General features: G+C 64.0%; 17 protein-coding genes. 8 read left to right on the forward strand and 9 right to left on the reverse strand.

Translation table 11 applies throughout. From position 1 onward, the window contains the following. Window positions 1-99 precede the first annotated feature (99 nt). Window positions 100-1,662 (reverse strand): AMP-binding protein, encoded by a 1,563-nt coding sequence (locus E0H22_RS07355; protein WP_233024995.1) that lies wholly within the window; start codon window positions 1,660-1,662, stop codon window positions 100-102. A 186-nt stretch (window positions 1,663-1,848) separates the two neighbouring features. Here E0H22_RS07355 and E0H22_RS07360 point away from each other — a divergent pair, with 186 nt between their 5' ends. The 3 genes from E0H22_RS07360 to E0H22_RS07370 are packed head-to-tail and all read left to right on the forward strand — an operon-like array spanning window position 1,849 to window position 3,842. After that, window positions 1,849-2,457 carry a LemA family protein gene (locus tag E0H22_RS07360; RefSeq protein ID WP_233024996.1) on the forward strand — a complete coding sequence of 203 codons (609 nt, stop codon included), beginning with the start codon at window positions 1,849-1,851 and terminating at the stop codon, window positions 2,455-2,457. A 9-nt stretch (window positions 2,458-2,466) separates the two neighbouring features. Continuing rightward, window positions 2,467-3,345: a TPM domain-containing protein gene (locus E0H22_RS07365; protein WP_233024997.1), complete on the forward strand. Its 879-nt coding sequence runs from the start codon at window positions 2,467-2,469 to the stop codon at window positions 3,343-3,345. Continuing rightward, complete coding sequence (locus E0H22_RS07370; protein ID WP_233024998.1) at window positions 3,345-3,842, forward strand: TPM domain-containing protein; 498 nt, start codon at window positions 3,345-3,347, stop codon at window positions 3,840-3,842. Before E0H22_RS07365 ends, E0H22_RS07370 begins: the two co-directional genes overlap by 1 nt. Before the next feature lie 107 nt (window positions 3,843-3,949). Here the strand turns inward: E0H22_RS07370 and E0H22_RS07375 are convergent, their stop codons facing one another. Further along, complete coding sequence (locus E0H22_RS07375) at window positions 3,950-4,561, reverse strand: glutathione S-transferase family protein (RefSeq protein ID WP_233024999.1); 612 nt, start codon at window positions 4,559-4,561, stop codon at window positions 3,950-3,952. Window positions 4,562-4,730: 169 nt separating this feature from the next. Here E0H22_RS07375 and E0H22_RS07380 point away from each other — a divergent pair, with 169 nt between their 5' ends. The 3 genes from E0H22_RS07380 (at window position 4,731) to E0H22_RS07390 (ending at window position 7,382) form a co-directional block, all read left to right on the forward strand. Continuing rightward, entirely contained in the window at window positions 4,731-5,624 is an 894-nt protein-coding gene (locus E0H22_RS07380) for a hypothetical protein (protein WP_233025000.1), read from the forward strand. Between the two features lie 92 nt (window positions 5,625-5,716). After that, window positions 5,717-7,210 carry a hypothetical protein gene (locus E0H22_RS07385; RefSeq protein ID WP_233025001.1) on the forward strand — a complete coding sequence of 498 codons (1,494 nt, stop codon included), beginning with the start codon at window positions 5,717-5,719 and terminating at the stop codon, window positions 7,208-7,210. A 13-nt stretch (window positions 7,211-7,223) separates the two neighbouring features. Then, window positions 7,224-7,382, forward strand: coding sequence for a hypothetical protein (locus E0H22_RS07390; RefSeq protein WP_233025002.1), 159 nt, complete (start codon window positions 7,224-7,226; stop codon window positions 7,380-7,382). Window positions 7,383-7,653: 271 nt separating this feature from the next. Here E0H22_RS07390 and E0H22_RS07395 read toward each other — a convergent pair whose 3' ends face one another. Continuing rightward, window positions 7,654-8,859 carry a CaiB/BaiF CoA transferase family protein gene (locus tag E0H22_RS07395; RefSeq protein WP_233025003.1) on the reverse strand — a complete coding sequence of 402 codons (1,206 nt, stop codon included), beginning with the start codon at window positions 8,857-8,859 and terminating at the stop codon, window positions 7,654-7,656. 415 nt (window positions 8,860-9,274) lie between these two features. Continuing rightward, the gene (gene putA, locus E0H22_RS07400; protein WP_233025004.1) at window positions 9,275-12,262 is read right to left on the reverse strand and encodes a bifunctional proline dehydrogenase/L-glutamate gamma-semialdehyde dehydrogenase PutA; all 2,988 of its coding nucleotides are present in this window, start codon (window positions 12,260-12,262) and stop codon (window positions 9,275-9,277) included. A gap of 104 nt (window positions 12,263-12,366) precedes the next feature. On the opposite strand from putA, the gene E0H22_RS07405 reads away from it, so the two are divergent. Next, complete coding sequence (locus tag E0H22_RS07405) at window positions 12,367-13,002, forward strand: hypothetical protein (protein ID WP_430715227.1); 636 nt, start codon at window positions 12,367-12,369, stop codon at window positions 13,000-13,002. A 226-nt stretch (window positions 13,003-13,228) separates the two neighbouring features. On the opposite strand, the gene E0H22_RS07410 is transcribed toward E0H22_RS07405, so the two are convergent. The 3 genes from E0H22_RS07410 to E0H22_RS07420 all read right to left on the reverse strand — a co-directional run bounded on the left by E0H22_RS07410 (window position 13,229) and on the right by E0H22_RS07420 (window position 15,841). Continuing rightward, on the reverse strand, window positions 13,229-13,429 hold the full coding sequence (locus E0H22_RS07410; protein ID WP_233025005.1) for a cold-shock protein: 201 nt from the start codon (window positions 13,427-13,429) through the stop codon (window positions 13,229-13,231). A 289-nt stretch (window positions 13,430-13,718) separates the two neighbouring features. After that, window positions 13,719-13,961 carry a hypothetical protein gene (locus E0H22_RS07415; RefSeq protein ID WP_233025006.1) on the reverse strand — a complete coding sequence of 81 codons (243 nt, stop codon included), beginning with the start codon at window positions 13,959-13,961 and terminating at the stop codon, window positions 13,719-13,721. Window positions 13,962-14,086: 125 nt separating this feature from the next. After that, the gene (locus E0H22_RS07420) at window positions 14,087-15,841 is read right to left on the reverse strand and encodes an adenylate/guanylate cyclase domain-containing protein (protein WP_233025007.1); all 1,755 of its coding nucleotides are present in this window, start codon (window positions 15,839-15,841) and stop codon (window positions 14,087-14,089) included. Between the two features lie 162 nt (window positions 15,842-16,003). On the opposite strand from E0H22_RS07420, the gene E0H22_RS07425 reads away from it, so the two are divergent. Next, window positions 16,004-17,590 (forward strand): glycosyltransferase family 39 protein, encoded by a 1,587-nt coding sequence (locus E0H22_RS07425; protein WP_233025008.1) that lies wholly within the window; start codon window positions 16,004-16,006, stop codon window positions 17,588-17,590. A gap of 55 nt (window positions 17,591-17,645) precedes the next feature. On the opposite strand, the gene E0H22_RS07430 is transcribed toward E0H22_RS07425, so the two are convergent. Both E0H22_RS07430 and E0H22_RS07435 read right to left on the reverse strand, forming a co-directional pair. Continuing rightward, on the reverse strand, window positions 17,646-18,674 hold the full coding sequence (locus tag E0H22_RS07430) for a YcjF family protein (protein WP_233025009.1): 1,029 nt from the start codon (window positions 18,672-18,674) through the stop codon (window positions 17,646-17,648). Continuing rightward, window positions 18,671-20,134 carry a YcjX family GTP-binding protein gene (locus E0H22_RS07435; protein WP_233025010.1) on the reverse strand — a complete coding sequence of 488 codons (1,464 nt, stop codon included), beginning with the start codon at window positions 20,132-20,134 and terminating at the stop codon, window positions 18,671-18,673. The genes E0H22_RS07430 and E0H22_RS07435 overlap by 4 nt, the downstream gene beginning before the upstream one ends. Window positions 20,135-20,341: the final 207 nt, after the last annotated feature.

A 20,341-nucleotide genomic window follows, 5' to 3' on the forward strand; every position in this document is an offset into this window, starting at 1 on the left:
GAGCCCAGCTATTCATGGTTCGAGACGGGCGCTCTCAGCGGCGCAATTGCGCCGCTAGGCCTCCTCACCAAGAGGGCGGAGTAAGCGAAGCCGCTTTCCTCACCCCACCATTCGTTCCCGCCCGATCCAGAAGCTCGCGCGCAGCGCCTTTTTGTCGATCTTACCGACGCCGGTCATCGGCAGTTCCGTCACGAACTTCACGTGCTTCGGCGCATGAGCCGAGCCTTTTTGAGCCTTCACGAGATTGATCAACGCGTCCGCATTTGGCTCTGCGCCATTGCGCGTCACCACGACAGCCGTGACCGCTTCGCCCCATTTGTCGTCGGGAATGCCGATCACGGCGCACATGGCGACGTCGTCATGTGCGGTGAGCACGTCCTCGATCTCGCGTGGAAAAATATTGAAACCGCCGGAGACGATCATATCCTTCTTGCGGTCGAGAATGAACATGTAGCCGCGCTCATCCATGCGTGCGATATCGCCGGTATGCAGCCAGCCGTTCTTCAAGGTTTCCGCTGTCTGCTCCGGTCGCTTCCAGTATTCCAGCATCACATGCGGTGCGCGCACGCAGATCTCGCCGGCTTCGCCCGGCGCGACCTCCTGATCCTCATCGTCGAGAATCCGCACGTCGCACATGGCGACCGGGAAGCCACAGGACAGGAACAGGTCCGGCTGCTTCACGTCATGGTCGGACTTGCGCAGCACCGAGACCGGGTAACATTCGGTCTGTCCGTAAAGCTGCGAGAACACCGGTCCGATCCGTTCGATGCCCTCCACCAACCGGCTCGGCGACATCGGTGAGGCGCCGTAGAGCACGAGATCGAGGCTGGAGAGATCGGTCTTGCCCATCGCCGGATGATCGAGCAGGACATAGATCATGGTGGGGACGAACAGTGTAAAATTGATGCGCTCGCGTGCGATGGTTTTCAGTACCGCCTCTGGATCGAAGCCCTTCAGCATATGCACGGTACCGCCGCGTATCAGCGTTGGCAGCACCTTGGTCCCGGCCACATGGCTGATGGGTGCCACGGTGAGATAGCTGGGCGTATCGGGAATTTCGAAATCCGAGAGAATTGCATTGGCAAAGCCCGCAATCTCGCGATGCCGGCGCAGCGCGCCTTTCGATTTTCCGGTGGTACCGCCAGTGTAGTTCAGCACCGCGACGTCATCGACCTCTGCGAAATCGCGCGCAGTCGCGGTGCCGTTCTTCTCGATCACCTGCAGCAGGTCGACGCCGTAATCCGCGCGGCCAAGCGTGAACACATGGCGTAACCCCTGCGCCTTCGCCGCCAGTTCGCTACCGCGTTGGCCGAAATTGTCGGCATCGATCACCAGGATCGCGGCTTCGGAGTCCTCGATCTGGTCGATCTGATCCTGCAGCGATCCCAGCGGATGCAGCCACGTGATAGCGAAGCGCGACAGCTGCGCGGCAACGCCGGTACACCAGGTCTCCGCGCGATTGGCAGTGAGAAGCGCGACCTTGGTGCCAGGCTGTGCACCGAGGGTCATGAATACCTGCTGCACCCGCCCGATCGTCTCGGTCGCGCCGCGATAGGTGAGGGAGCCGCCGGGCCAGCTGAAAGCGATACGATCCGGATAGCGCGCCAGTGCGCGCAAGGTTTGCAGGCCCACCGTCGGAAACGTGTTGAGCACGTCCGTCATCGCATCCTCCCGTTTTGTCTCGGCCTCTGCGGGCCGATGATGTTCGTCAGGCTAGCAACGATTTGGGTGCGCGCAAATACAATCCGATGTGCGCACTGCAACATGGCTGCGCAAACTTGCAGCTGCCGCCGCGATGACCCCATGCTAGAAACCGGTCGAAGCTTCGGCTCGTCACAGGAGACAAAGATGCGCAAGTTCTTGACCGTGCTGGCAGCGCTGGCGACCCTCGGCCTGTCCGGTTGCGGCTACAACGCGATCCAGACCAATGACGAACAGGTGAAATCGGCCTGGTCGGAGGTGGTGAATCAGTATCAGCGCCGCGCCGATCTGGTGCCGAACCTCGTCAACTCCGTGAAAGGCTTTGCTCAGCAGGAGAAGGACGTGCTGCTCGGCGTCACCAATGCCCGCGCCAAGGTGGGCTCGGTGCAGGCGACTCCTGATGTGGTCAACGATCCCGGAGCACTGCAGAAATTCCAGGCTGCGCAGGGCGAGCTCTCGAGCGCGCTGTCGCGCCTCCTCGTGGTCACCGAAAACTATCCGCAGCTGAAGTCGGATGCGCTGTTCAAGGATTTGATGTCACAGCTCGAAGGCACCGAGAATCGCATCACCGTGGCGCGCAACCGCTATATCAAGGCGGTGCAGGAGTTTAATGTCGGCGTGCGTACCTTTCCGAACAACCTCACCGCCATGCTGTTCGGCTTCAAGGAAAAGGCCAACTTCTCCGTCGCCAATGAAAGTGAGATTTCCACGGCGCCGAAGGTCGATTTCAACCCGACGCCGGCGCCTGCCAAGTAAAGCGCCGCGATGAGGCTCGTCAAAGCCGGCCTGCTGGCGCTGCTGCTGTTCTGCTGCAGTGTCAGCGTGTTTGCGGAGGTGGCCGTTCCGGTCCTGAGCGGCCGGGTGGTCGATCAGACCGGCACGCTCACGGCGGCCGAGCAGGCGACGCTGAACGATACGCTCGCCGATTTCGAAACCCGCAAGGGCAGTCAGATCGCCGTGCTGATCGTGCCGACCACCGATCCCGAAAGCATTGAGCAGTTCTCTATCCGCGTGGCCGAAGCCTGGCAGATCGGCCGCAAGAAGGTGGACGACGGGGCCATCCTGCTGGTCGCCAAGAACGATCGCAAGCTGCGTATCGAGGTCGGCTATGGCCTCGAAGGTGCGCTCACGGATGTCACCACCAAGCGCATCATCGACGAGACCATCGCGCCGCGCTTCAAGTCGGGCGATTTCGCCGGCGGAATTTCCGCCGGCGTCGATCGCATGATCAAGGTGATCGACGGCGAGCCGCTGCCAGCGCCCGTCGAGTGGAAAGGCAATACGGACCTCATCGATCTCGTCATGGAATACGCGCCGTTCCTGCTGTTCGGTGTGGTGATCGCCGGCGGCATTCTGCGCAGCATCTTCGGCCGATTGTTCGGTTCGGCGGCGACTGGAGGCCTCGTCGCGGCGGTGGTCTGGTTCATTGCAGGCAGCCTCCTGGTTGGCGGCATTCTAGGTATCATCGCGTTCATCTTCACGCTGATCAGCGAGGCCTTCATGACCGGGGGCGGCGGTGGGCGTCGCGGCGGCGGGTATATTGGCGGCAGCGGCGGATCGTGGTCGTCAGGAAGCTCATCGGGCGGCGGCTTCAGCGGCGGTGGTGGCAGTTTCGGCGGCGGCGGGGCCTCTGGGAGTTGGTGATGAGCCTCAAACGCATCGGCAAACATCTGGTCGTCCGCCGCGCCCGTGTGCGCAAGGCATTTCCGCCAAAGTCGCTGGCGGCCATCGAACAGGCCATCAAGGCGAGCGAGGCCACGCATGCCGGCCAGATTCGTTTCGTCGTCGAAGCCGCGCTCGACGGCGCGCCGCTGTTCCGCGATCAGTCGGCACGCGAGCGCGCCATCGATGTGTTCGCGCAGCTGCGGGTATGGGACACCGAGCATAACAATGGTGTGCTGATCTACCTGCTACTGGCCGATCGCGACGTCGAGATCGTCGTCGATCGCGGTATCGACAGGCATGTCGGCACCGCGGGATGGGAAGCGATCTGCCAGATGATGGAAACCCATTTCCGTGCCGGCCGCTTCGAGCAGGGCGTCATCGCAGGGATCGCGGCGGTGACGTCGCATCTCCAGCGGCATTTTCCCGGAGACGACACCAACGCGAACGAGCTACCCGACGCGCCGGTGGTGCTGTAACTCCCTATCATTGCGAGGAGCGTAGCGACGAAGCAATCCAGAAGGCCGAGAGAAGGAATGCTGGATTGCTTCGCTGCGCTCGCAATGACGGCTGAAAGGTCAGGGCTTCACGCCTTCGCGGACTCCCGTGCTCCCACCCGCTCGAACCACGCCGCGATCTTCGTGAGCCCGCGGTCCCAAGGCTGGCCGACCTTGTCGGCGAAATCGAGCCAGCAATAGAGCACGATATCCGCCATGGTGAAGCGATGGCCGGCGATGAACGGCTTGTCGCCCATCTGGCCGTCGAGCCATTTGAGCCGATCCATCGCGATCTTCTTTAGCCCTGGTGCGCCTTCGGGCACGCAGACGATGCGTGTCTCGAACCGCTTGAGGCCTTCGGCGAAACGATAGCCATTGGCGATGTGCTGACAGATATTGAGATCGATACGCTGCCGCCACATCCGCGCCTCCGCGCGGTCGACCGGCGTGGTGCCGATCAGCGCCGGCTGCGGCTGCATTTCTTCGAAATATTCGCAAATCGCCACCGTTTCCGACAGGAAACTGCCGTCATCCAGCTCGAGCGTCGGCATCTGTCCGTGCGGATTGCGCGCCAGATGCGCAGCCTCGCGGTTCTCGCCTGCAGCAAGATCGACGGTCTGCACGGGTAGGCTGATGCCCTTTTCGGCCAGAAAGATGCGCACCACGCGCGGGTTCGGACCGATGGAATCGTAGAGTTTCATGGCATTTCCTGTGGTTTCGCTGCGTCCCTTGTGCGGCGGGCTTGCGGCAGGGTCAAGCGTCGGAACCGGCCCGGACGAGAGGTGAAATTTTCGTAAGCGGGCGCGCGGGTAAGAATTTGGCAAGCAATGAAAGTTACCAAAAGGTTGAACGATTCTGGAGACTTTTACCGTGAGCGAGCACAGCGCCGATTTCACCTCCGACCTCAACGGCGATCACGCCGGCGACAAGCATGTGGAGTCGCCGAGGCTGGCGCCTGGGCAAGGTGCAGACGGCGAGAAGAAAGAAGCGCCGAAACTCGGGGCACCCGGCCGGATCACACTGATGGGACCGACGCTCGACAGCGCGCAGCGCGACGATCACAAGCGCGAGCGTTCGTGGGAAGACATGGTCAATGCGGAGCCGCGCAGCGAGCAGGAGCAGAAGACCGGTACCGCGCGCATGCTGGCGATCGCTGCGATGATCGCGATCGGCATCACCGTCGGCGCAGTCGGCGGCTCGATGGCAACCTCCGGTCTCGGCAAGCTGCTTGCCGTGGATGACGGCAAGTCGGCCACCAGCGCGCTTGAGGACCACATCAACCGTCTCGAAAGCGAGGTCGCGGCGCTGAAAGCCGAGGCCGACAAGGCGGGCAAGGCCACCGTTGCCGCGCGTGCCAAGTTCAACGACCGCCTCGACAGACTGGAGAAGGCGCAGGCCGAGCCGAATGCGAAAATCGCCAAGCTCACCGAAGCCGTCGAGAAGCTGCGCGCGCCGCCACCGGCTGCTCCGGCGGCAGCTCCCGCCCCGGCCCCCGTTGCCTCCGCTCCGGCCAAGGAAGTGACGGGCTCGATCAACACCGCGCCGACACCGGCGCCGAAACCCGAAGTCGCGCGTTTGCCGACAGTGGAAGGCTGGCGCATCCTCGATGTCGCCGCCGGCGGTGCCACGATCCAGGGCCGGCAGGGCGTGTTCGAGGTCTATCCTGGCGATCCCGTTCCCGGTCTCGGTCGCATCGACGCGGTGCGCAAGCAGGACGGCCGCTGGACGGTGGTCACCAGCCGCGGATTGATCGTCGCGCGCTGATCTGTGCCCCATTGATTTCCACAAAGGCCGCTGCCCGTGCAGCGGCCTTTGTTTTGCGCTAGCCTCGCCTCCTGACCTGTCGGGATGGTGCCGTGCGACGTCGTTCTCGCCTGTTTGCCCTGCTGCTGTGCCTCGCGCCCCTGGCCGCGCGGGCGGAGGGGCAACTGGCCGTCACCGATGCGACGGCCTTGCACGCGCTGGAAACGTCGCGTTTCGGTCTCGCGCAGATGCTGGCGCCGCAGATGGCCGCGCCGATCGCCAACGATGCATTGTTCGCTTTGCCCGGAATGGTGCCGGTGCGGGGGGCGCTGGACGACGCCTTCACACGTTATCTCGCCGATCACCGCAACCGCGCACCGGGTGAAAGCATTGGCATCGGCGCCGGCCACGACGTGCTGCTGTTCGACCGGGCACTGCTCACCTCGCCTGAGGTTCGTTTCGTATTGGCCGGTATCGTCAATCGTATGGACCGCGCTTATGTCGCACCGGAAACCTGCGGTGAAATCCGGCTGATCTACCGGCTGACGCGGACCGACGCCGGCAATGTGCCGCCGCGCCTCCCGATGACGCTCAATCTGGTGCTGCATGCGAAGCTGCCGGATGAGCGCGTGACCTGCGCCGATCTTGCCGCACGCTGGCTGGCCGCATCGGGTTTCATGGAAACGGGTGCTGCGCTGGCCGATCGGCTGATGGCGAGTGACGGCCCGCTGGCGAAGATCGATGCCGCGCAGATCGATCGCATCGAGACCAATCTGCAGATAGCGCATCGGCCGAAATCCGAAGTGGCGGAGTTCCGTACCGACTATCTGCAGAAGGTGTTTCGCCGCGAGGCATCCACGCAGATGTTCCGCGAAGTCCCGATGGAAAACCAGATCGACCGCGAACGGCTGCTCGCGGATGCAGCGCTCGGCCGCGAATTTCGCGACTGGCTGCTCGCTCCCGCCAATCTTCGTGCGTTCGATCGTGGCACGGTGCTGTTCCCCGAAAAATTTCTCGCGACGACATCGCTTGCCGCGACCCCGGTCGGCTTTGCGCCCTCGGCACTGCAGCCGGCTTTCGGCCTGATGGTGGATGGGAAAGGGAAGGGCGTGTTTACCGAGAGCGATGTCGTCGCGGCGCTGGCGCAGGCCGCGAAAGGCGGCGCGCTGGAGAATATCCGCTCGCCGGCTGGGTTTGCGCGCCGCCTCAGCGACATCACCTGCGGCGGCTGTCACCAGATCCGCGGCATTGGCGGTTTTCATTTCACCGGCGTGGATTCGCTGGCTGCGCAGGCGGTGCAGGGCGCGGTGCCCGCATCGCCGCATTTCGTCGGCGATCAGCCGCGCCGTCGCGCCATCGTCATATCGATGCGCGATGGGAAGACGCCGGACTTTTCACGGGGCTTCTCCGATCGGCCGCAGATGCGCGGCAGCAGCGAACTCGCGGGAAATTCGGTCAATGATGGCTGGGGCGCGACCTGCTATCGCCGCGATGCGAAGGGGAGGCTCGATGCCAGCTTCGCATCATGGACCTGTGCCGAGGGGCTATCGTGTCAGCCGGTGGGCGACGATGCGGCGTCGCGCATCGGCATGTGTTTTGTGAAGTGACGGGGACTGGACGATGAATGAGACGGACAAAGAGATCAAGGACCGGGAAGCCGTCATCAATGAGAACGAAAGCAAGAAGCAGACGGTGAGCGACATCCGTGTGAGCGTATGGGCGGTGGCCGTCGCGGTGCTGCTGGGGCTCGGTTTCTTCGGGTGGCTGCTGGCGAGGTAGTACGCTCTCTTCCCCCTCTTCGCGTACGGCCGGGCTACCGCATATGAATCGCGAGAAGCGTCCTGTGGCCGTGCCTTGCGAATGGCTACGCCATCCTTCGAGACGCGGCCGAAGACGGCCGCTCCTCAGGATGAGGGCAGAGTATGGTGCGATAGAAGACCCTCATGGTGAGGAGCCCGCAAAGCGGGTATCTCGCACCATGCAGGCCGAGCACTATCCGCATCGCTTTAACGGCAGATGTGCAAGCCCTCCGCAAGCGGGGGCTTAGGAACTACTGCACGGCTCCTGCGGCGCGGAGTTTTTCGATCTGGTGATCGTCATAGCCCATGCTGCGGAGAATCTCGTCGCTGTGCTGACCGATCGAGGGCGGCAGGCGCGGCTTGCGCTTGGTCTCGCCACCGACCCAGATCGGGCTGTTGATGGTGAGGATGTCCGAATTCTCGAACGGCACCAGCACGTCATTGTCTTTCATCTGCTGATCGTTGGGAATGTCGTCGAGAATGCCGACAAAGCCGAACACCAGGCCCTGGCCGTCGAGACGCTGGCGCCAGTCGGCCAGATCGCGCCTGGCGAAAACCTCGTCGAGGATCTTGATCAACGCGACCGAATTGGCATGGCGATCCGGCTTGGTGGCGAAGCGGGGATCGTCGCGCAGGTCCTCGCGTTCAATGCATTTGGTGAAAGCGGGCCATTGCCGCTCTTCGGCCAGGAGCGACAGCATGAGCCAGCGGCCGTCGCGGCACCGATAGTGGTTGGTCACGGCATTCAGTGCCTCGTGGCGCCCGCGGCGCTTCTCGAAGGTGGCGCCGCACAGTTTCGCCTGCGCCAGCACGCTGGAGGACCACACGCCATTGGCCATCAGGTTGGATTTCACTTGGCAGCCCTTGCCGGTCTTTTCGCGCTTGTAGAGCGCGGTGACGATGGCGCCATACAGCGCCATGGCGCAGGGATGATCGCCCATGCCGGCGACCGAACGTGCCGGCACCGTGTCTTCATCGGCGCGGACGAGATCCATCATGCCCGAGCGCGCCCACCAGGCGGTGGAGTCGAAGCCGGGCTTGTCGGCCTCGGCGCCTTTGTCGCCGTAGCCGGTGAAGCAGGCATAAATGAGCTTGTCGTTCAGCGGCGCGATGTCCTCATAGGCTATCTTCAGTTTCTTGCGCACCGGCGGCGGAAAGTTGGTGATGAAGACGTCGGCTTCGGCGATCAACTTGTAAAGCACCTCGCGGCCTTCCGGCTTGGCAAGGTCGAGCGCGAGGCTCTTCTTGTTGCGGCTTTCCATCATCCAGGCGTAGTTGTGCTCGCTCCTGGGATAGCCGGGAAGGTTGGGCAGATTGCGATAGGGATCGCCGGCGCCGGGCGGCTCGATCTTGATGACGTCGGCGCCGAAGTCGGACAGTACAGTGGCGGCGGCCGGTGCAGCGATGAAACTCGCGCAATCCAGAACCTTCAGCCCCTTGAACAAACCGTCTTCCATCGCGTCACTCCCAAAACCAATTGTTGTTTCTGCCGCCTGCCGGAATTTAATTCCACGACGACTCCGGCGGCGCATTTGAACCATCTTGCATGGGGGATGCAACGGCCGGAAACGGGATACTGTGCTGCCATCTCGTGCTCCGTCCCTCATCCTGAGGAGCCGCGTAGCGGCGTCTCGAAGGATGGGCGAAGAGCGCCGAGCCAAGCCATCTCATGGTTCGAGACGGCGCTACGCGCCTCCTCACCATGAGGGATGGAGTCTGCTGTGCTCCGTCTGGGCGACCAGCAGCGCCAAACTACGACTGCATTTCCAGTCAGACTCTCAGGATGAGGAGAAGAGATAAACCATTCAGCTATTTGTCCCGGTTCTGCGCAGCAGCGTTTCGCGCTGCAGCGCGTTCGGGACACGAGGCCGTCTACTCTTCCGCCGTCATCAATGCCGCATTACCACCGGCTGCGGCGGTGTTGATGCTCACGGTCTGCTCGGTGGCGAAGCGCGTCAGGTAATGCGGGCCGCCGGCTTTCGGTCCGGTGCCCGATAGGCCAAAGCCGCCGAAGGGCTGTACGCCCACCACGGCGCCGATGATGTTGCGGTTCACATAGACATTGCCGACAGGCAGGCGCGCGATGGTCCGCTCGATCATGTCGTCGATGCGTGAGTGGATGCCGAGGGTGAGACCGAAGCCGGTGGCGGCGATGTCGTCCAGCACGCGGTCAAAATCCATGACGCGATAGCGCACGACATGCAGGACCGGGCCGAACACTTCCTCGGTGAGTTGTTGGGCGCTGCTGAGTTCGAATATATGCGGTGCAACGAAGTTGCCGGATGGCGCGACACCGGCATGAAGCAGGCGCGCTTCCTGTTTCAACCGCGCGATATATGTATCGAGTTTCTGCTTCGCCTCTGAGTCGATGACAGGTCCTATATGGACTGCGGGATCGGTGGGATCGCCGATCTTCAGCTCGCGGGCGGCGCCGACGATCATCTCGATCACGCGCTCGGCCACGTCTTCCTGCAGAAACAGCAGTCGCAGCGCCGAGCAGCGCTGGCCGGCGGAGCGGAATGCGGAGGTGACCACATCGTCGGCGACCTGTTCGGGCAGCGCGGTGGCATCGACGATCATCGCATTGATGCCGCCGGTCTCGGCGATCAGCGGAACGATCGGGCCATCCTTGGTCGCGAGCGTGCGGTTGATGGCGCGCGCCACGTCGGTCGAGCCGGTGAACACGACGCCAGCCGCTGCGGGATGCGCGACCAGCGCCGCGCCGATGCGGCCGTCGCCCTGTACGAGATGCAGCGCCTGCGCCGGTACGCCGGCTTCATACAGCAGTGCGATCGCCATGGCGGCCACGCGCGGTGTTTGCTCGGCGGGTTTAGCGACCACGCTGTTGCCAGCCATCAGCGCTGCGGCGATCTGGCCGAGAAAGATCGCAAGCGGGAAATTCCATGGCGAGATGGCGACGAACACGCCGCGGCCGCGCAGTGCCAGCACGTTGCTCTCGCCGGTCGGGCCCGGCATGACTTCACCGGTGCCGAACAGCCTGCGGCCCTGCGCGGCATAATAGCGACAGAAATCGACGGCTTCGCGGACCTCGCCGAGGGCGTCGTCCAGCGTCTTGCCGCCTTCGTGCTGCAGCAGCGCAATGAAGGACGCACGGCGCTGTTCGAGCAAGCCGGCAGCGCGCGTCAACATTGCGGCACGCTGGTCCGCAGATGTTTGGTTCCAGGCCACGAAACCCGCTATGGCATCGGCGATGGCCTTGCTGGCCTGCTCCGCCGTTGCATGCGGCGTCTGCCGGCTTGCCGGCTTGCTCGCCGCGACATCTGCCAGCAGCCGATCCAGTGCCTTGCGTTCGCCGAACTCTATCCCGGACGAGTTCGCGCGTTCAGCGCCATAGAGATCGCGCGGCAGCGGAATATGCGCATGGTTCGCGCGGCCTGCGCTGCCGATCAGGTCCTCCGGCCGCTGCAGCAGGGTCGAGACAGGTATGGTCTCATCCGCTGCAAGGGCCACGAAGGACGAGTTGGCGCCATTCTCCAGGAGTCGCCGCACCAGATAGGCGAGCAGATCGCGGTGGCTGCCGACCGGCGCGTAAGTGCGCCAGCGGACGTCCGGCCGGTCCTTGCCGAGCTGCGCATAGAGCGCATCGCCCATTCCGTGCAGACGCTGGAATTCGTAGCCGCCATCGTCCGCAAATGCGAGGATGGTCGCCACCGTCAGCGCATTATGCGTGGCGAATTGCGGAAAGACGCGCGGCCGCAACGCGAGCAGCTTCCGGGCGCAGGCGATGTAGTTGAGATCCGTCATCGCCTTGCGGGTGAAGACCGGATAGCCGTCCAGCCCGCGCTCCTGCGCGCGCTTGATCTCGGTGTCCCAGTAGGCGCCCTTGACGAGCCGCACCATCAACCGACGATCATGCTTGCGCGCCAAAGCATCGATATGATCGATCACATCCGCGCAGCGCTTCTGATAGGCCTGGACCGCGAGCCCAAAACCGTCCCAGCCCGTGAGCGAATCCTCGGCGAGGACGGTGTCGATCACGTCGAGCGAGAGTTCGAGCCGGTCGGCTTCCTCTGCATCGACGGTGAAGTTGAGATCATAACGCTTCGCCTGCTGCGCCAGCGCGATCAGGCGTGGCACCAGTTCGGTCATCACCCGCCCGCGGCTGATGGCCTCGAAGCGCGGATGCAGCGCGGAGAGTTTTACGGAGATGCCCGGCCGATCGGGCAAAGGCTTGTTGCCAGCCGTGCGGCCGATGGCGTCGATGGCCGCGGCATAGGAATCGTAATAACGCTGCGCATCGTCCGCCGTGCGGGCGCCTTCGCCGAGCATGTCGTAGGAGTAGCGCGGCGCACGCCCGGCGCTTTTGCGCGCCCGGTCCAGCGCGTCGCCGATGGTTTCGCCGAGCACGAAATGACTGCCCATCAGCCGCATGGCCTGCCGCGTGGCCGCGCGCACCGCGGGGAGGCCGATGCGTTTGGCGAGACGGCCGAGCGTGCCCTGCGGCGTTTCGCCAGGCTGGATCGCGCGTTGCGACAGGCCGAGCGCCCAGGCGGAGGCATTGACCAGGAATGCGCTCGATCTGGTTTCATGATGGATGAAATCGCCCTCCGCCAGCTTGTCCTCGATGAAGGCATCGGCCGTGCGCGCATCCGGCACCCGCAGCAGCGCCTCGGCCAGCACCATCAGTGCGAGGCCTTCTCTCGTGGAGAGCGCATATTCCCGCAGCATGTCCTCGACGCCGCCGAACCGGTCGTCGCGGGCGCGGACTGCCGCGATCAGCCGTACCGCCGAGGCGTCGATGCGGGCGTTCTGCTCCGGCGTCAGACTGGCCTCAGCCAGAAGCCGTGCGGCGATGATGGTATCGTCGGGCGCGTAAGGAGCCGAGAAAACGGGCATCATGCACAGCCTCGAATGCGGAATCGTCGGAGAAAGCCCGGGCGCTTGGCATCATAGGAGCCCTCGGCTAGTTTCGGCAAAGGCTTCGATGGGGCAGTGACGGATTGATGTCGTTCGGGAATTTTCAACGTGGCGCGCTGGTCGCGGCCGGTCTTCTGTTCGGTGTCGCACAGGTGTCGCCGGCCCGCGCCATCGAGATGTCGCGTGAGATCGCCGATCTCTATACGTCGGTATCTATCTATCCGCCCTCGGCGAGTTCCATGACGGTCTGCTACGGCTTCGTCTGCCGGCGCCGCCATATCTTCGATTTCTCGGCGGGGGATCGCGCGGCGCTCGGCAAGATCATGGCCGCTGGCAAGGCCTCCGCGGCAGCCGAGCGCGCGGCCGTACAGAAAGCAGTGATCTGGTTCGACCGTCGTCTCGGTCCGGTGCTCGGCACCGACAAGCGCATCGCCAAGGCGGATTTTCGCTATTTCGACGATAAGCACAATTACGATTGCTGGGACACGACGCGTAACGTCACCAGCCTGCTGCTGGTCATGCAGGACTGGGGTTTGTTCAGGCATCACACCGTCGGCAATCCGCGATATCGCGGCAATGCGCTGGTGCTGCAGACGCCGCACAACACCGCGGTGCTGCGCGACAGGGCGACAGGTACCGAGTGGTCGGTGGATATGTGGACCCAGGCCTATGCGCAGCCGCCGGCGGTGATGCCGGTCGCGCAATGGGTCAAAGAGGATTGAGGGGCAGGGACGACCCGGAGGGCGTGGAGGCTGAAAAGGGGCTGGCTGCTGCGAAAACAGCTCCATCCGCGCGTCGCTGCCTCGTTCGCAGCACGCAACACACACCACGCAGGGGAGGCCTCATAGCCGCCCTGCCAAATGCATTTCCGATCGATGGCGTTCTTGATTTCGCCCGTGCTGGCCGATACAGGCCAGCGACCCCAATCACGCCCGTTTCAGATCCGGATCAGACCTTGAGATTCTCGGCCGAGGTCTTGCCGCGGTTGGCGACTTCCTCGAATTCGATCGTCTGGCCTTCGTTCAGCGACTGCAGGCCAGCCTTCTGGACCGCAGAGATATGCACGAACACGTCCTTGCCACCGGTCGCCGGCTGGATGAAGCCATAGCCCTTGGTCGCGTTGAACCACTTCACAGTACCTTTAGGCATCACGTCGTCTCCGCGGGATCTCATGCAAGAACGAATGACCAATCCCCGCCCACCGGTCGATCCGACCCGCACAGCTTACGCGCGGGCAACACAGCTTGACAGCACAAAGGGTAGGCGGCAATCGCCAATTTTGCGCTCTGCGCGAAATCGCGCGACACCGATGGTCGCATGCGCCAGCGCGGCGTGGCGGAAAGTCGCGAAACGGCAAGTGTAGCTTGGCTGCTGCATGGCGTGACGCATGGCGACAGCCCTCGCCGGCGGGCGGGGGCTCGTCGCCACGGCGCGGCGATCAGTAGCAGCGATTGAAGGTGCGCCAGCGCAAGCCATAGGGGGTCATCACGCGGCGGGTGACATAACAGCCCGGGCCGGGATCGACAAAGCCGACGCGGAAGCCGGGGCCGTAGAAGCCGCCGTGATAGTGATGATGATAGCCGTGCCAGCCCCAGCCATGGGCGGAAGCGGCGGAAGGGGCGAGCGCGGCGGCGCCGAGCGACGCTGCGGCGACGGTTGCGAGAGCAAGTTTGCGAAACATGGTCGGTCTCCTGGCTTGGTGCGCGATGCGCTGGTTACAGGATCGGATGTGATCCATCGCTCATTCGTCGCGCCCTTTTCAGGCCGGGTTCGAGGTCATTTCGCAGGAATTTTCTGAAGATCCATTCAGGCGTCGGCGGTGTCAGGCTGTGCGGCATCGCGTGCAAGCTGGCGCGTGTCGGCGATGGCGCGCACCTTGATCGACGCGCTGCGGCCGCGCACGGCAAGCTCATGCGCAGCAAAGCTGTCGGCATCGAACTGTGCTGAAGCGAACACATCGTCCGAGACGACCGCCGCGCATGACAGCCCCTTGGTCATGTCCTGCAATCGCGCGGCGACATTCACGGGATCGCCGAGCGCGGTGAACACCATGTTGTCGCGATAGCCGATATCGCCGACGATCACCTCGCCGCCGTGGATGCCGATGCCGAAGCGGAGCGGCTGTGGCAGATCGTGGCGCAAAGCTTGATTCAATTCGTCGATATTGTCGGCGATCTGCGCGGCGGCCTTGAGCGCCTGACGGGATGCGGTCTGCGGATCGCAGTTCAGCCCAAACAGCGCGAGCTCGCCGTCACCGATGAACTGGTTCGGCCTGCCGCCGCAGGCAACCACCGCCTGCGAGACAGCGGCGAGGAAGCGGTTGACGATGAACACCGTGTCGTAAGGCAGTCGCTTTTCCGCCAGCATCGTCGAGCCGCGCATGTCCACGAACATGCAGACGAGATAGCGCTCCTGGCCGATCCGCGCGGGATGCGTGGCATGGGCGTTGGCGCTCGATACATGCGGCGCCAGCAACTGCACGAATGCGAGGTCGGCGGTGGGATGCAGCTGGCAGGCGAGGCGGATGGCGGGATCCCCTTCGCTGCCGAGCCGGCTCAGCACGAAGCTCTCGCGTGCCGAAGGCGCGGGCAAAACAGCGAGGTCGCTGGTGATGCGGATGCGGCAGGTCGAGCAGCGCGCCCGGCCGCCGCACACGCTGGCATGAGGCACCTTGTGGCGCAGACTTGCTTCGAGCACGCTGAGTCCGACCGGCACACGCACGGTCCGTCCGTTGCCGTAAGCGAGACTGATCATGCCGGCGCGTCGCTCGAGGATGATGCGGATGCCGCGGGCGGCGAGCACGAGCAGCAGCAGTACGACATAGCCGATCAGGAGATTGTCGGTGATGGCCGCCAGCATGTCCTGTTGCGCGGGTGTACCGACCTGCCCCGGTCCGAGATTGGCCGCCTGCCATTCCGGCGCCGCGATATTGGCCGCGACAAAGCGCTGACCCTGGAAGATGCCGAGAAGCGCCAGCGTAGGGAGTGTTGCAGCCGCGACAAGCAGCCATGGTGCGACAGTCCGGAACCACGTCTTGAGCCGGAGCCAGAAATACAGGCCGATGCAGCCATGGATCCATGCCACCAGCACCACCGTATACATGCTCCACAGACGGAGCGGCGAGGCGACCCAGGCGGCAAACACCTGCGGATAGCTGCGGTTGATGCCATAGATGTTTTCGCCGAGACGCACCGCCACCACATGGGCGACGATCAGAGCGGGAATGCTGAGGCCCAGCACCAGCTGTAACGGCTCGACGGTCTTCCACTGGAACTGGCGGCGCTCATACAGAGCCCAGATGCCGAGCGACGCGTGGATCAGAGCGGAGGTATAGAAGATCACGGCCACCGGGAAGAACTGCCAGATGCCGGCATGGATGATGACGCCGGCCTGCAGCGCGTCCATCGAGATGTTGCCGAGGGCGTGATTGATGAAATGGCTGAGCAGGTAAGCAAACAGCACGAGCGCGCAGGTCAGCCGGATCTGGCGCAGGCCAATGCCCCTCCACCAGGATGGCGCGGCCGCATGCGAGACGGGAAGTGGAACGGCAGTCCGGGGCATCGGGAAACCATAAAGCGCAGCGGCGGTCGTAGGATGGGTTGAGCGCAGCGATACCCATCACGTCCTGCGCTTGGGGGTGATGGGGATCGCCACGATCAACCCATCCTACACGAGCGGGGGCAACAAGTTGACACCATGGCGTGACCAGCCCAAAAGCCCGGCATGACGCCATTCGCTTCCGGCCCCCTCAGCCGTAATCTTTCGCGCCGGTCGCTCGCTGCTGTGGGCGCGCTGCTGCTTGCGCTTGCGGTCATGCGGCTGGCCTATGCCGGACTGTTCGAGCTGCGTACTGACGAGGCCTATTACTGGACTTGGTCGAAGGAGAGCGTGCTGTCTTTCCTCGATCATCCGCCGATGATTGCCTGGTTCATTCGTGCCGGCACGGCGATCTTCGGCGACACTGCCTTCGGCGCTCGTTTCGCCGGCATCGTGGCGCTGACCGTCATGCAGTTGCTGCTGGTGGATATCGTCCGTCGCGTCACCCGGGATTTGCGGGCGATGGCGGCCACCATGCTGATGACCGAGGCCGCACTGTATTACGGCCTGCTGATGGCCAAGGTGGCGCCTGATGTCGCGATGATCCCATTCGCGACGGCGATGCTGTGGTCGTTGGTGCGGCTTGCCGAAAGTAATGACGGCCGCTGGTGGCTGGCAGCCGGCCTGTTCGGCGGGCTCGCGCTATTGTCGAAGCTCACGGTGGTGCTGATCATTCCCGCCATTCTCGTCTTTATGCTGTTGCCGGACTGGCGGATGCGCTGGCTGAAAAGTCCGTATCCGTGGCTGGCCATACTGGTCGCGCTCGCGGTGTCGTCGCCGGTCATGATCTGGAATGCGACGCATGACTGGGTGTCGTTCAAGTTCCAGTTCGTGCGTGTGATCGCGCCGCACGCCTTCTCGCTGAGCACGTTCGGCGACTTCTTCGGCCTGCAACTCGCACAGGTCGGTTTCGTGCTGTTTCCTGTGCTGGTGTCGGCCTGCGTGCTGACGCTGTGGCGCGGCGTCCGTCGGCGCGATCCGGTGGAGCTGCTGCTGTCGCTGAGCGTGCTGGTGCCTTTCTCCTATTTCCTGTGGCGCTCGCTGACACTGCGTGTCGGCGATACCTGGCCGATGTTCGTGTGGCCGCCGGCCATTGCGGTGGCCGCGATCAATGTCACTCGCCTTGCGGAGGATGGCTGGTCGGCGAAGGTGGTGCGCGCCGGCCATCGTTGGATCGCCGTTTCGATTGCCGTCGGCATTCCCTTCGTGGTGCTTGCCTTCCTCTATTCCGTCGCCGCGCCGTGGAATCTGCTCGGCCGCAACGATCCCATCGGCACCGAGGCCGGTTATGACCGCCTCGCGGCGCGCGCCGTGCAGGAGATGCAGGCCACCGGCGCCACCTGGATCGCGACGACCAACTACCGCGTCTATGCGATGCTGCGCTGGCATTTGAAGGACCGCGTGCCGGTGATCCAGGTGAACGAGCGTGCGCGCTTTCTCGGCTTCCGCGATCCCGGTATGGATCGCGTCAGGGGGCATGCGGGACTTTATATTGCGCAGCCGGACGATCAGGACCGCGCATTGTTGCTGAATGCCGGCGCGACGCTGCAGCCGCTGGATCAAATGAACACGGAGTGGCGCGGCACACCGATGCGTTCGTTCCAGATCGACAAGATCACCGGCTGGACGCCGGAGCTCAATCCGCTGCCGGATACGCCGTTCTATCGGCCGCCGGCGCTGGCACTTCTCGTAGGGCGGATGAGCGCGGCGTAATCCGCCGACGGGAGCATGCGGCGAAGAATGGCGGATTACGCTGCGCTCATCAGCCCTACGCTTCCTCGTCGTCCTTCTTTCGCACCAGATCTTTCGCGAGATCCGCAAGCTGCGGCCGCGGCAAAGCCGTGAACGGCAATGGCCGCGTTACGTCGATGGCGGCGAGTCCAAGTCTTGCGGTGAGAAGGCCGTTCAAAATGCCTTCGCCAAGGCGTTGCGAGAGCTTTGCCGCAATCCCGTGGCCGAGCATCTGTTGGATCATGCTGTCGCTGGCGGCCATGCCGCCGGTGATGGCGAGATGGCCGACGACCTGTCGCAGCAGGGCGATCATGCCGAGCGTGCCTGGGCGCCCGCCATAGAGTTTCGCCAGTTGCCGCACCAGCCGGATCGCGGCGGCGGCGACGAACAGCATGTCCACCAGCGCGCGCGGCGAGATGGCGGTGACGACGGACACGCGCTGAGCTGCGACGGAGACCAGCCGGCGTGCCTCCATATCGAGCGGCGACATCAATTCGCGTTCGGCGAGACGGATCAGATCGGCGCCGTCGATGATCTCGCCGGCATGCGCCTGCAATGCGCTGCGCGCGCGGGCAAGACGGGGATTGTCATGTGCCAGCTTGAGCAAATCGGCGAGCACGGCGCGGCTTTCGCTCCGATCGTCGCTGGCGATCACCGCGATGGCGCGGGCATGCAGCTTCTCGATGGTGGCGAGGCGCATCAAAGCGAGCGCCTCGCGCGCGATGATCACGATCAGCGCCAGCGCCACCAGCGCGGCGAGGCCGAGACCGAGAAAGCCGAGGCCGTCATTGATGGTGAAGAGATCGCGGATCAGATTGGCGACGCCGAGGCCGACACCGAGCAATACCAGGCCACCGAGTGCGCTCCAGAACAGCGTGCCCCAGCCAAAACCCTTGCGCGTCGGGCGCAGCGGCTCCTCGATGGCGACAGGCAATTGCGGTTCGGGCTCCGGCGTGATGCGGATGGCGCCACGGGCAAGGCGGCCGATATCGTCGTCGCCGTCCATGACGGTGACATGGGGATCGTCGAGCCGGAACGTGGCCGGGCGGCGCGTGCGGTCGGTCATTGCAGGCGGTCTCCGATCAGGAACTGGAGCGCGCGGTCGAGGCGGATGTGAGGCAGCACCGGCTCCGCACCGTCATCGCGCGCGAGCAGCGGCGGACGGAATTTGAGGAAGCGGTAGTCCGCCTTGTCGGCGCTGGCGCTGGAGAGGCCGGTGAAGGCGCCGCCGTCGAACAGGCCGTCGAGATTGGTCGGCAGATCACCGGGGAAGGTCGCGACTTCGGTCTCGCCGTCGAAGATTTCGCCATTGGCGGATTCGCCGGCCACCGGCGTGCCGAGGATCGATGGCAGTTTTTCCCGCCCGCGCTGCACCAGCGCCTCCTTGGTCGCGCGTACCGCCGCGATGGCGACGACATCGACGGCGGCGCCCGCAAGCTCCGAACGCGCCAGCGCCTTGCGCACGATCTGCTTCAGCACGTCTTCCAGCCGGTCATGGCTGAGATGATGGAGGTGATCGGCCTTGGTCGCCGCAAACAGGATGCGATCGACGCGCGGGCGGAACAGCGTGCTCAGGATCGAGCTGCGGCCGATGCGGAAACTGTCGAGGATGCCGGCCAGCGCCGCTTCGAGATCGTGCAGCGCTTCCGGCCCCGCATTGAAAGCGGACAGCGCATCGACCAGCACGATCTGGCGGTCCAGCCGCGCGAAGTGATCGCGATAGAACGGCCGGACGACCACATCCTTATACGCCTCGTAGCGCCGCTTCATCATCGCCCACAGCGATCCGTCCGGTGCATTGCCGCCTTCGACGACATCGAGCGGCGCGAAGGTGAGGGCAGGTGATCCCCCGAGATTGCCCGGCATCAGGAAACGGCCGGGCGGGAGCAGGCTCATGGCGAAACGTTCGTCACGGCAGGCGCGCAGATAGTCGGTGAACAGCCGTGCCGCCGTCAGCGTGAACGGTTCGTTCTCCGGTGCTTTCGGATCGAGCGTCGCGAGATGGGCGAGGAATTCCGCCGCGATGGCCGCACGCGGGCCTTGCCGCGACAGCGCGAGGCTTTCCGCCGACCATTCCTCGTAGCTCTTGCTCAGCAGCGGCAGGTCGAGCAGCCATTCGCCGGGATAATCGACGATGTCGAGCGTGAGTGTGCGCTCCGCGCCGCTCTTGCGCTGATAGTCGATGACGAGGCGCAGCTCGCTGATATCGGTGGTCGAATTCGGCCAGCGCCGCTCGTCGATCAGCGTCGCAAGATGCTGCTCATAGGCGAAGCGCGGCACGGCGTCGTCCGGTTGCGGCGCGAGGCGAGCCCTGGCGATGCGCCCGGTCGCCAGCGATTCAAACACGGGAAACCGGCCGCCATGCGTCAGCCCGTGGACCAGCGCAGTGATGAATACGGTCTTACCCGCACGCGACAGGCCTGTGACGCCAAGCCGCACAGTGGGATTGAACAGACCATCGCCATAATCGAGCAATGCGCGCGCGGACAGCCGGGCTTCTTCGACGAGTTCGGACAGGCTGGCCATAATGCGCAGGGGTGCTCCCAGCGCATGATCCCGAAAAGTGGATACCGGTTTTCGGCCTAGATCATGCGCGAAAAAGAAAAGTCAGCACCGGATCCATCGAAGATGATCCGGTGTTGATGGCGAAACGCGATCACAAGGTGGCGATGTTCGGGCCGAAATCAAGCTTAACGCGAAGTGTTACAGCTCTGTCACTCAGCTTTCATTGAC

It is taken from the genome of Rhodopseudomonas boonkerdii, assembly GCF_021184025.1.
Taxonomy (GTDB): Bacteria; Pseudomonadota; Alphaproteobacteria; order Rhizobiales; family Xanthobacteraceae; genus Tardiphaga; species Tardiphaga boonkerdii.

Excerpts from the sequence above, each read along its gene's own strand:
- E0H22_RS07355 (WP_233024995.1), bottom strand. The coding sequence starts at position 1,662 with ATGACGGACGTGCTCAACACGTTTCCGACGGTGGGCCTGCAAACCTTG.
- E0H22_RS07360 (WP_233024996.1), top strand. The coding sequence starts at position 1,849 with ATGCGCAAGTTCTTGACCGTGCTGGCAGCGCTGGCGACCCTCGGCCTG.
- E0H22_RS07365 (WP_233024997.1), top strand. The coding sequence starts at position 2,467 with ATGAGGCTCGTCAAAGCCGGCCTGCTGGCGCTGCTGCTGTTCTGCTGC.
- E0H22_RS07370 (WP_233024998.1), top strand. The coding sequence starts at position 3,345 with ATGAGCCTCAAACGCATCGGCAAACATCTGGTCGTCCGCCGCGCCCGT.
- E0H22_RS07375 (WP_233024999.1), bottom strand. The coding sequence starts at position 4,561 with ATGAAACTCTACGATTCCATCGGTCCGAACCCGCGCGTGGTGCGCATC.
- E0H22_RS07390 (WP_233025002.1), top strand. The coding sequence starts at position 7,224 with ATGAATGAGACGGACAAAGAGATCAAGGACCGGGAAGCCGTCATCAAT.
- E0H22_RS07395 (WP_233025003.1), bottom strand. The coding sequence starts at position 8,859 with ATGGAAGACGGTTTGTTCAAGGGGCTGAAGGTTCTGGATTGCGCGAGT.
- putA (WP_233025004.1), bottom strand. The coding sequence starts at position 12,262 with ATGATGCCCGTTTTCTCGGCTCCTTACGCGCCCGACGATACCATCATC.
- E0H22_RS07405 (WP_430715227.1), top strand. The coding sequence starts at position 12,367 with ATGTCGTTCGGGAATTTTCAACGTGGCGCGCTGGTCGCGGCCGGTCTT.
- E0H22_RS07410 (WP_233025005.1), bottom strand. The coding sequence starts at position 13,429 with ATGCCTAAAGGTACTGTGAAGTGGTTCAACGCGACCAAGGGCTATGGC.
- E0H22_RS07415 (WP_233025006.1), bottom strand. The coding sequence starts at position 13,961 with ATGTTTCGCAAACTTGCTCTCGCAACCGTCGCCGCAGCGTCGCTCGGC.
- E0H22_RS07420 (WP_233025007.1), bottom strand. The coding sequence starts at position 15,841 with ATGCCCCGGACTGCCGTTCCACTTCCCGTCTCGCATGCGGCCGCGCCA.
- E0H22_RS07425 (WP_233025008.1), top strand. The coding sequence starts at position 16,004 with ATGACGCCATTCGCTTCCGGCCCCCTCAGCCGTAATCTTTCGCGCCGG.
- E0H22_RS07430 (WP_233025009.1), bottom strand. The coding sequence starts at position 18,674 with ATGACCGACCGCACGCGCCGCCCGGCCACGTTCCGGCTCGACGATCCC.
- E0H22_RS07435 (WP_233025010.1), bottom strand. The coding sequence starts at position 20,134 with ATGGCCAGCCTGTCCGAACTCGTCGAAGAAGCCCGGCTGTCCGCGCGC.